Annotated in this window: 8 protein-coding genes and 1 rRNA gene; 6 read left to right on the forward strand and 3 right to left on the reverse strand. The window is 62.0% G+C overall.

All coding sequences use genetic code 11. The features are described from left to right. Positions 1-1,019, reverse strand: a 16S ribosomal RNA gene (locus tag AAC023_RS11805); the annotation flags it as partial. Positions 1,020-2,211: 1,192 nt separating this feature from the next. Next, positions 2,212-2,640, reverse strand: a complete 429-nt coding sequence (locus AAC023_RS11810; RefSeq protein ID WP_339741402.1) for a CBS domain-containing protein — start codon at positions 2,638-2,640, stop codon at positions 2,212-2,214. Positions 2,641-2,804: 164 nt separating this feature from the next. On the opposite strand from AAC023_RS11810, the gene AAC023_RS11815 reads away from it, so the two are divergent. Together AAC023_RS11815 and AAC023_RS11820 are read left to right on the forward strand one after the other, a co-directional pair. Beyond that, positions 2,805-4,124, forward strand: a complete 1,320-nt coding sequence (locus AAC023_RS11815; protein WP_339741403.1) for a DUF2157 domain-containing protein — start codon at positions 2,805-2,807, stop codon at positions 4,122-4,124. Then, positions 4,121-4,735: a GDYXXLXY domain-containing protein gene (locus tag AAC023_RS11820; protein WP_339741404.1), complete on the forward strand. Its 615-nt coding sequence runs from the start codon at positions 4,121-4,123 to the stop codon at positions 4,733-4,735. Before AAC023_RS11815 ends, AAC023_RS11820 begins: the two co-directional genes overlap by 4 nt. Here the strand turns inward: AAC023_RS11820 and AAC023_RS11825 are convergent, their stop codons facing one another. Further along, on the reverse strand, positions 4,736-5,401 hold the full coding sequence (locus tag AAC023_RS11825) for a rhomboid family intramembrane serine protease (protein ID WP_339741405.1): 666 nt from the start codon (positions 5,399-5,401) through the stop codon (positions 4,736-4,738). A 194-nt stretch (positions 5,402-5,595) separates the two neighbouring features. Here AAC023_RS11825 and hfaA point away from each other — a divergent pair, with 194 nt between their 5' ends. The 4 genes from hfaA to AAC023_RS11845 all read left to right on the forward strand — a co-directional run bounded on the left by hfaA (position 5,596) and on the right by AAC023_RS11845 (position 9,721). Beyond that, complete coding sequence (hfaA, locus tag AAC023_RS11830) at positions 5,596-5,994, forward strand: holdfast anchoring protein HfaA (RefSeq protein WP_339741406.1); 399 nt, start codon at positions 5,596-5,598, stop codon at positions 5,992-5,994. Then, positions 5,987-6,994 carry a holdfast anchoring protein HfaB gene (hfaB, locus tag AAC023_RS11835; protein WP_339741407.1) on the forward strand — a complete coding sequence of 336 codons (1,008 nt, stop codon included), beginning with the start codon at positions 5,987-5,989 and terminating at the stop codon, positions 6,992-6,994. The genes hfaA and hfaB overlap by 8 nt, the downstream gene beginning before the upstream one ends. Beyond that, entirely contained in the window at positions 6,942-8,147 is a 1,206-nt protein-coding gene (hfaD, locus tag AAC023_RS11840; protein WP_339741408.1) for a holdfast anchor protein HfaD, read from the forward strand. Before hfaB ends, hfaD begins: the two co-directional genes overlap by 53 nt. An 800-nt stretch (positions 8,148-8,947) precedes the next feature. Further along, the gene (locus AAC023_RS11845) at positions 8,948-9,721 is read left to right on the forward strand and encodes a hypothetical protein (RefSeq protein WP_339741409.1); all 774 of its coding nucleotides are present in this window, start codon (positions 8,948-8,950) and stop codon (positions 9,719-9,721) included. The last annotated feature ends 498 nt before the right edge of the window (positions 9,722-10,219 follow it).

A 10,219-nucleotide genomic window follows, 5' to 3' on the forward strand; every position in this document is an offset into this window, starting at 1 on the left:
ACGAGCTGACGACAGCCATGCAGCACCTGTATCCGATCCAGCCTAACTGAAGGAAAGCATCTCTGCGATCCGCGATCGGTATGTCAAGGGTAGGTAAGGTTCTTCGCGTTGCTTCGAATTAAACCACATGCTCCACCGCTTGTGCGGGCCCCCGTCAATTTCTTTGAGTTTTAATCTTGCGACCGTACTCCCCAGGCGGAGAGCTTAATGCGTTAGCTGCGCCACTCAAGGGTAAACCCTCCAACGGCTAGCTCTCATAGTTTACGGCGTGGACTACCAGGGTATCTAATCCTGTTTGCTCCCCACGCTTTCGCACCTCAGCGTCAGTACTTGTCCAGCGAGTCGCCTTCGCCACTGGTGTTCTTCCGAATATCTACGAATTTCACCTCTACACTCGGAATTCCGCTCACCTCTCCTGAACTCAAGACTGACAGTTTCAAAGGCAATTCCAAGGTTGAGCCCTGGGCTTTCACCTCTGACTTATCAATCCGCCTACGAGCGCTTTACGCCCAGTAATTCCGAACAACGCTAGCCCCCTCCGTATTACCGCGGCTGCTGGCACGGAGTTAGCCGGGGCTTCTTCTGCAGGTACCGTCATTATCTTCCCTGCTGAAAGAATTTTACAACCCTAAGGCCTTCATCATTCACGCGGCATGGCTGGATCAGGCTTTCGCCCATTGTCCAAGATTCCTCACTGCTGCCTCCCGTAGGAGTCTGGGCCGTGTCTCAGTCCCAGTGTGGCTGATCATCCTCTCAGACCAGCTATAGATCGTAGCCTTGGTGAGCCATTACCTCACCAACAAGCTAATCTAACGCGGGCCGATCTTTTGGCGATAAATCTTTCCCCCGAAGGGCACATTCGGTATTACACCCAGTTTCCCGGGGCTATTCCGAACCAAAAGGTACGTTCCCACGCGTTACTCACCCGTCTGCCGCTCCCACCGAAGTGGGCGCTCGACTTGCATGTGTTAAGCCTGCCGCCAGCGTTCGTTCTGAGCCAGAATCAAACTCTCAGGTTGAGTTTCGATCCCGACATCGCATGGCATTTTCAAATTTAACGGGATTGTGGTTCCATTCAGGTCAACCCGAAGGCTGACCAAAACGAAACTTAAATCGTCGTAGAAAAACGCTTCAGCGTTATCGGTCTCTATGGTGGTCTGACCCACCGCAGAGCGCCGCCGCCTGCGTTTCTCTTTCCAATCAACAATGTCAAAGAGCAGAACCGTCAACAACTTCCGTCGCTTAGGTCCGCGCCAGGCCGATCGTTTAAAACAATCTTTCCGGCTAAGGAGGGCGGGGTTTAAGCCGCCCGGTATTTTCTGTCAACCGCTGTTTCAGTACCGTCTGCAGTGCGATGGAGCCGACCGTTTCTCTTGCGAGAACACTCATCGGCGTGATCCAGGGTCACACCATTTTCGGAACCGAAAAGCCGAAGCTTTCCCCTCTCCGCGCCGGCCCGATCTGCTGGGCTGCCCCGTTGAGGAGGGCGGGGTTTAAGCCGCCCGGTTTTTGAAGTCAACCGCTTATCTCAGGGCCTCTGCAGTTCGTGGCAACCGGATGATTTTCTTTCGAAAACTTCACCGGTCAGATCCAGGATCGAACCATTTTGGCACCGAAAGGCGGAGGCCTTCCCCTCTCTGTTCTGACCCGATTTTCTGGGCCGTCCCGTTGAGGAGGGCGGGGTTTAGGCCGCCCGGTTTTTGAAGTCAAACGCTTATTTCAGGGCCTCTGCAGTTCGTGGCAACCGGATGATTTTCTTTCGAAAACTTCACCGGTCAGATCCAGGATCGAACCATTTTGGCACCGAAAGGCGGAGGCCTTCCCCTCTCTGTTCTGACCCGATTTTCTGGGCCGTCCCGTTGAGGAGGGCGGGGTTTAAGCCGCCCGGTTTTTGAAGTCAATTCGCTATTCTCAGGAAGTGCAGAAGATGTTTCAGCGGCCAAAACCGGCGAAAAAATTCCCGACCGTCACACCCGAAGGGCGAAACGAGTCATCTGAAAAAAGCGACAAGACCTCACATAATAAACAAACGGCGCTGAGGCGCAAGTGGTAAACCGCTGCGCCGGCGCCGTTGGTGAAGCGGGTTCTACAGGATGGCCGGTTTGGCGCAACCCCCCGCCCGTGTTTTGAGTCAGTTTGATGACAGTGCGGCCCGCAATCGACTTGCCTGGCTTGGGAAATTTCGACTGCAGCTCTGCCGCAGGGGATGCATTAATCGCGGATATAGCTGCGCAGAGCCTCGGTTTCCGCCTCGACGGTGGCGATTTTCGACTTCACGAGATCGCCAATCGAGACGATTCCCACCACTTCGCCCGCATCCACCACCGGTAGATGGCGCACACGGCGATCCGTCATGCGCACCATGACAGTATCAATCAGATCGTCCGGCGCGGCCGTGAGAAAGGCCGGCAGGATGGCGCTCGCTGCGGGCCGGCTCAGCGCTGTGGTGCCATTGAGGGCGATCTCGCGAATAAGGTCGCGTTCCGAGAGGACGCCGACCGGCCGTTTATGTCCGTCACAGACCAGGAGCGCACCGATTCCATGCGAATCCATCAAATTGGCCGCCTCCTGCAGGCTGCGCGCTTCGTCGATCATCACCACATCCCGGCCCTTGCCGCGTAGAATGAAGTCCATATTCATCGCAAACCCTCCTCGCAGAGCTGGTTGTTTGATACCACAAAACAGCCCGTGACGCATTGAATTCGTCGTGACCCGGGCCTGTGGCGCGATGTGAATCAAACAAACATGGACAAGGCCGGAGCCGGGATGCAGGGTTTTCCGCCTGATTGAAGCGGAGAGGCTTGATGGGATATCGCACCCGACTGACCCATGACCTGGAGCGCTGGATTGCAGCGGGCTGGGTCGATGCGACGCACCGCCAGGCCATCCTGGGCGACATTGCCAGCCGGCCGGGACGCTGGAATGCGGCCGGCGCACTGGCCATTCTCGGTGCCGCGCTGCTCGCCATGTCGGCCTTGAGCTTCGTCGCCGCCAATTGGGAGGCGATGCCACGGCTGGTCCGGTTTGCGACCATTGTGCTGGCGCTCTGGGCTGCGCTGCTGGGTGCGGGACGGGCGTTTGACCGCAACGCACCGGTAATCGGTCATGCACTGGCATTGCTCGGCGCGGCCTTGTTTGGGGCGGCGATCATGTTGACGGCCCAGACCTTCAATATGACCGCCTTCCGTAATACCGCGCTGCTCGTCTGGGCAACGGCCGCGGCCGGCATCGCCCTGGTCCTGCCTTCACGTCCGGTCCTGATTCTCGCCACCGGTCTGGGCGCGCTCTGGGCCGGGATGGAAGCCGTCAGTCCCAATGCGCCCGGCGTGGTCTGGGCCTATCTGCCGGTCTGGGGCGCAACGGCCCTGCTCGCCCGGCACTTGGGATCGCGGGTCAGTTTCAACCTGCTGGCACCGGCGCTCTTCATGTGGATCGCACACCTGTTATGGACGCAAGCGTCCGCCGACCGGCTGGGCCAGCTGGAAGCGCTCGATGCTGCGATCCTGATTGCAGCGATGATTGGCCTGCTCGCGGCCTGGCTTCGCGACCACTCCATTGCCGGTGGCGGCATACTGGCCGCCTGGGCCATCGCCCTCGCCGTGTTCGGTGCGCACCTGCTGCAATGGCCGCTGGATCATCTCCCCGACGACGCCACCGGCAGTGGCTCCGGCCTGCATACCGCCATCGCCACCCTCTCACTCCTGGTCATGGCCGGCATTGCCTGGCGGCGCGTCGCCGACGGCAAGGCGAGCCGCATCGCCGCCCTCACCTATCTGGCCGCGGGTCTGATGGCCGCCGCCATCCCGGCGCTGGTCCAGGCCGCCGGCCCGGATCTGCTGATCTGGGTGCGAATCCTGATTGGCGCCGTCTTCTATGCGCTGTGCGCGGCGATGATCGTCCAGGGCACACGGCCCGATCAGAGCATTGTCGGCGCGCTCGGCATTGCCGGATTCGTGCTGCAAACCCTTTATGTCTATGCGGAGACTTTCAGCGGCCTGCTCGATACGGCGCTCTTCTTCTTCGTCGGCGGCGCGATTCTCTTTCTCATCAGCCTCGCCCTGCTGCGCCTGCGCCAGGCTCGCGCCGCAGCGCGTGGCAAGACAGGTCCGGAGGCCAGCGCATGAACCATCTTGTCCGCCTCGGCCTCATCGCCGCCGCGATGACCGCCTTTCTCGGCTATCTCGTCATCAGCCATGCCAGCGCCCGGTCCAGCGGCACCGAGGTCGTGCTCGATGTGCGCGGCTATGATCCGCGCGATATCTTCCTGGGGCATTACAGCCTGATCGCAACCGAGCTGCAGCAACTCGATGCGGCCGCGCTGGCCGGCGACGACGAATTCGACCGCGGCGATCCGATCTTTGTCATGCTGGCACCCGGCGATGACGGCAATTGGCGGCCGGTGTCGCTGCACGCGGAGCGGCCGGACGCCGGCACTTTCATCCATGGCTTTGTGCGGTCAAGCCATCGCGCCGCGTCGGCGCCGACAGAGCCGCGCACCGGCGAGGCAGGCGATACCGTGACGGCGGCGCCGGAGATCTGGATCCGTTCGGCCTTCAATATCGAGCGGTATTACGCCTCACGCGAAATGGCGCAGCAATTTGAAGCGCGTCTGCGCGAGCTCAATCCCGATGGTGGCAATGGCGTCCGGCTGATTCTGTCGCTGCCGCCCAATGGCGATGCCATCATCAAGGGGTTCGAGATTGACGGCGTGCGCCAGATTGACCGGCTCTGGTGATCAGGCGCTGAAACGACGGCCCCGCCCCTCGCCGAACACGGCCAGGATGAGCGGGAAGAGAAGTGCGCCGGCCACCGTGCCGCCGATATGCCCGGCCCAGCTGATCGGGATGGGCAGGACCATGCCTGTCAGGGCGATCAGCACATTGAAGCCGATCCAGGGCAGCGTCAGGCTGAGCATGCCGCGATAGCCGCCCCTGACCCAGCCGGCCGCAGCGATCAGGCCGGAGACACCGGTCGAGGCGCCGCCCATCTGAACGATCTGGTCGTGCGGCAGCAGGGTTTCGAGCGCCGCGCCGGCGATCGAGCAGACGAAGAAGAAAACGAAGAAGCCGGCCGTCCCCTTCACACCGCCGCCCAGCGCCAGACCGGCGGCGCGGCCGGCGCCGATCAGCACTGCCAGATTCATCACCAGGTGGAACCAGCCGAAATGGATGAAGACGTGCAGCACCAGCGGCGCGATATGGCCGAGCGGCTGCGCCGGCAAGCTCAGCCCGGCCGGTCCGCCAACCACCAGGGCGGCGGCAAATATCCAGCGTCCCGTTTCGGGCAGGAATGTGGTGATCAGCGCGACGGCCAGCATGGCGATGGCCAATATCAGGACAGCGGCGGGCATGGCATTGAAAATCGGGGTCCGGACCTGATCGTCCCGCTGCGGCACACTCACCAGTCATTCTCCTCATTCCAGTGCCCCAATCGGGCACTTTCAACATCTTAATAGAGGGTTTCCCCCAACAGGCGAACGCAAATAGCCCCGCTCGCCCGCTGGCACGCCCATTGCACATGACGGGGGGAGAATTGCGTTTTGAAGGACGTGAGACAATGAAAACCCGCAGGATCACGATCGCCCTTGCAACAGTCATGACCGTTCTGGCCCCGGCCAGCGCACTTGGCCAGTCCGTCTCGACGACGGCGCAATGGGAACGCCCCTATGGTGTGGCCGGTGGTCAGGAAACCCAGGCCTGGTCCGGCGCTTCCAGCAGCGCGGGCGCAGCGGCGAGTGCCGGTGCCGCGAGCCGATCGACGGCCGGCAATCGCGTCATCATTGACGGCGTCATCCAGACCGGCGTTGGTGTCTCCTCCCAGACCGGCCTGTTCGGCGGCGGTGTCGGTTCCGGCGCCACAGCGATCGGCAACCAGCTCAACGTCAATGTCTCCGGTCAATACAACACCGTGATCGTCAATTCGAACCAGATCAATAATGGCGACATCAACGCCAGTGCCCAGTCCGATGGCAATGTGAGTAGTGATAATGATTAAAGCCAAAATCCTCCTCGCCTCGCTGGCGAGCGTCCTCGCCCTGACCGGCTGCGCGTCGACCGACCGCTCCGGGGCCGACGGCAATTACGTAACGCCGATCGGCAATTCGCCGGTGACGCCCAATCCAACCCCCTATTCCGAAGCGCTGGTCTGTCTGGCCAATTATGCCCGCTCCCATAATATCCGCTCGCCGCGTGTCGCCGTCGGCCGCCTGTCAGATTATACCGGACGCGCTTCGCTGGAAGGCGGCGCCGCCATTACCCAGGGCGCGTCCCTGATGGCGATCTCGGCCTTCTCGAAAGCCGGTATCCGCCTGGTCGAACGCTTCGACACCTCGATTTCCGAGCTCGAACTGCGCTATGCCAATAACTCGCTGATCGGCAATGATGACGGCACGCAGCGCCAGATCCATGCCGCCTCCCTGCCCGGCTCCGATTATAATCTGGTCGGCGGCATTACCGAGCTCAATTACAATATCCGCTCGTCCGGCGTTGACGTGCTGGCCGGCGACCGCATCGACAGCGATCCGACGGGCCTGTTCAACCGCCGCATGTGGGTGATGAATATCGGCCTCGACCTGCGCCTCAACGAGACGCGGACGATGGAGACGGTCGACGTCATCTCGTACCAGAAACAGATTATCGGCCGCGAAATCAGCGCCGGCGTCTTCGCCTTCTGGGGCGATGCGGTCGTCGATATTTCCGCCGGTGGCCGCTCGCTCGAGCCGGTCCAGCTGGCCGTGCGCACCGTGATCGAACGCGCCGTGCTTGAAATTTCCGCTCAGCTCTATGGCGTCGATCCATCGGCCGCCTGTGCTTACAGCGACCCCATCGGCGGCGGCACCAGCAGCGGCCCGACCAATACGACCGGCGGCATCAATATCGCCACAGCCTATGGCTCCAGGGAGACCTCCAATGTCCAAATGCGTGAGAGCATTGATCACGGCCATGAGCGCCGCGATGACAGTGTCCGCACCTATCTTCGCGGACGATACGACTGAGGTTCTCAACGGCCAGCTCAATCTGGACGCCGCCATTTCAGTCGTCGCCAATGGTGACACGCCCGAAGCCCATAGCGCAGCGATGACCGCCATCGGCATGGCCAATGCGCTGACCGGCGATTTCGAGACGGCGCATGATGTAGAGAGTGACCAGACGTTCTCCGGTTCGGTTGCGACCTCGGCGACGACGACGGCCGGCATCATTCATGGCACCGCCTTGACGACCTCGTCGGCGATCGGCAATTCGGCCAATCTGATCCATGATCAGACAATGGATGCCAGCGCGACTCAGACCGCGCTCGACGGCTCCAGCGTCGCCTCGGACGCCACGCTCAATGTCGGCAATTACGCCATGACCTCGGTCACCACGGCAACCGCCACGGCCAATGCCTATGGCTCGGTTTCCTATGGCGGCGAGAATACGCTCGATCTGCGCCAGGATTCCGGCGCCGATGTCAGCGCCGACAGCTATGTCCTCGCCCCGACCGGCGGTCTGGGCTGGTCGGCCTCGACGGTCGCGGCGGCCAATGGCAATTCGGCCTCGATCGAGGGGTATTACATGTATCCCTCGCAACAGGTCGATCTCGACCAGGACAATCGCGGCAACGTCCGCGCCAGCGCGCAACTGGAAGCCGGCGGCGGCGCCGAGGAGACACAAGTCATCGCCTCGGCGAACGGCAATTCGGCCTGGATGCAGAATGAGAACGGCTATGCCCACATGCAGGGCAGCCAGGATAATGACGGCCAGGTTGATGCCGAGGCCAGCGCCGAGATCGGCAATTTCGACATTGATGTCGTCACGCTTTCGGCCGAGGGCGTCGGCAATTCGGCGATCATCTCCAATATCGGTGCCGATGCCTTTATGGGCCTCGACCAGACCAATAACGGCATCGTCAACGCCACCACCAGCTTCACCGGCGGCGCCGGCGGCGTCGCGCTCGCCTCGGCGACGGCGTTTGGCAATGCGGCCACGACCTATGTCTGTTCGGAATGTCCGGTCACCGCCTATGGCAATATGAACCAGACCAATAATGCCGCCGTCAATTCGCGGGTCACTGGCCAGATGACCACAGGCAGCCTGCTCTCCGGCACCGCAACGGCGATCGGCAATAGCGCCACATTCCAGAGCGTCACGCCCTATTCCAGCGACTGACTTCGAACACCAGCGCGGGATGGGTGGAGAGCCCCGGACTTGGGGGAGTCCGGGGCTTTTATCTGCGCGCCAGCAGAAAAATTTCCACGCGGCGAACCGCTGGAGGGATGGGCAGTGACCAGGCGGGATGCACGGGAAGATCCGTCGAACCCTTGTCTCATTAAGCGCTTTAGTGAAAATCCGATCCTCCGGATCTTCCCGCACGCGATGTTTTTACGAAGACCGCGACTTGTCTTATCTGTCCAATTCCAAGCCTGCCGGTCCGGCGGGCCAGTGGCCACGCCCTCACCATCGTGTGGGGCAGAGCCCGCCGGGGCGTAACACCCGGTCTTGTCTCCGCCCATTGATGCCCCTGCCTGTCACGTCCCGGCCTTGGCCGGTACAAGGGTCTGGTCACCGTCAGTGAGTGAACCTCCAGGATTGCCGTCTGTCTCCTTCGCTCTTTCATGGACCGGACCGTTACTCCCGGCCCACTCGAGGCACCGCACCCCAGCCACATCACCAGACGGTCTAGAAACGCCCCGCTCGGCTGAAGATGGGGCGATTATGCGCGGGCGTGGAGGGGGTGAGGATAAGTTGGCCCAGACCTCGTCATCCTGACGCAAGTCAGGACCTCGATATCACGAGCTCCGCGCTTGTCACGTCGAGGTCCCGACTTGCGTCAGGATGACGTGGGATGATTGTGCAAGGGCGGGGACAAGGAGCGAAAACGCCCACCCTCGCGCCCGTCATCCTCAACCGCCCCCACTTGCCCAATCGCGCCGCAGCCGCATACTCCGGCCAAGGGAGCACGGATCACGATGCGGAAATCTGGACTCAACTGGCTGGCCGCGACCGCCTTGCTTACGGCGGCGAGCGCAGGGCCCGGAAGTGGCCATGAGGCGCACGCGCAAGTGCCCGCATCCGCATGGGCGCCGCACATCAATCTGCCGGACTCTGAGGCTCATCGCCTCGCGGAATACCAGCTGGCCGTGGCCGAGGCCCGTGCCATCCTTGCCGAATTCGCTGCCGCGCATGGCTGGTCGGCGGCTGAACAGGCAATTTCCTGCGACACGATCGAGATCTACCCCTCCCAGGCTGCGCTCTGGTTTCGCCGGCAGCAAATGCTTGGCGCCCCGGGCTCGGCCTATTCAGCGCCGCTGCCATCGCCGAGATTTGCCGCCCTCTTCAGCCCGCCACTTATCCGCGCTCTTACGCCAGAGGCCTTCGCCGCGATCGCCCCGGACTATGCCGCCCAGGAGCGCTCATGGGCCCGCCTGATTGCGCACGAACTCGCCCACGGCCTGCAGGCCGAACTGCTCGGCGGCGACACGACGCGGCGCGGTCCGCGCTGGTTCAGCGAGGGCTTCGCCGGCTATGCCGCCGGCCAGAATTTCGACGCCGGCATCCGCTTCGCCAGCGCGTCCGAAGCCCTGACAGCCGCTCGCGACAATACCCCGCCCGATGCCTACCGGCGCTATATCGCCGCCTTCCGCTATTTTGCGGATCGTGTGCCGCTGGACGACCTCCTGCAGCGCGCTGGCGACCCCGGCTTTGAGGACTGGCTGGGCGAGCTGGATGAAGCGGGGGAATGAGCCGGCAGCGAATTGACCGGGCGGCCACTCTGGGGCACGGCTTCCTCGCGGAGCCAGGGACCTAGCGGCCTCCTTCGCGCAGTCAGCCTAACCCATCTGCGACACACAGGGACCTAGACGCCAGACCAGCTGGAATTTCGGGTAGGCCTCCGCTCTGCGTCCGGCTCAAGGCCGGACATCCGTCAGGGATGACAACGTGTTGTTATTTCGACAATAAAAAGAGCAACACGATCGCTCACCGCTCAATACCCCGGTCACAAACAAGCTGACCGTCAACTCACCATCTTCCCCCGGAGGAGCGCAGCGAATTCCGGGGTCTGCCCCTCAATGGCGGTGCGGGCTCAACCCCACTCCGGCAGGCCCCGGAACAAGTCCGGGGGAAGCGTGAATTGTTGGTTTGGCGAGCCGAGCTAAACCCGCAACTTTGCCCAAAAAATACAAACATTTGTCATCAAGTCAGTTGCGGGAGGGCCAGATTTGCGTCTCTGACCTTGGCAT

The sequence above is a fragment of the uncultured Maricaulis sp. genome (genome assembly GCF_963976135.1).
Classification (GTDB): Bacteria; Pseudomonadota; Alphaproteobacteria; order Caulobacterales; family Maricaulaceae; genus Maricaulis.

Excerpts from the sequence above, each read along its gene's own strand:
- AAC023_RS11810 (WP_339741402.1), bottom strand. The coding sequence starts at position 2,640 with ATGAATATGGACTTCATTCTACGCGGCAAGGGCCGGGATGTGGTGATG.
- AAC023_RS11815 (WP_339741403.1), top strand. The coding sequence starts at position 2,805 with ATGGGATATCGCACCCGACTGACCCATGACCTGGAGCGCTGGATTGCA.
- AAC023_RS11820 (WP_339741404.1), top strand. The coding sequence starts at position 4,121 with ATGAACCATCTTGTCCGCCTCGGCCTCATCGCCGCCGCGATGACCGCC.
- hfaA (WP_339741406.1), top strand. The coding sequence starts at position 5,596 with ATGACCGTTCTGGCCCCGGCCAGCGCACTTGGCCAGTCCGTCTCGACG.
- hfaB (WP_339741407.1), top strand. The coding sequence starts at position 5,987 with ATGATTAAAGCCAAAATCCTCCTCGCCTCGCTGGCGAGCGTCCTCGCC.
- hfaD (WP_339741408.1), top strand. The coding sequence starts at position 6,942 with ATGAGCGCCGCGATGACAGTGTCCGCACCTATCTTCGCGGACGATACG.
- AAC023_RS11845 (WP_339741409.1), top strand. The coding sequence starts at position 8,948 with ATGCGGAAATCTGGACTCAACTGGCTGGCCGCGACCGCCTTGCTTACG.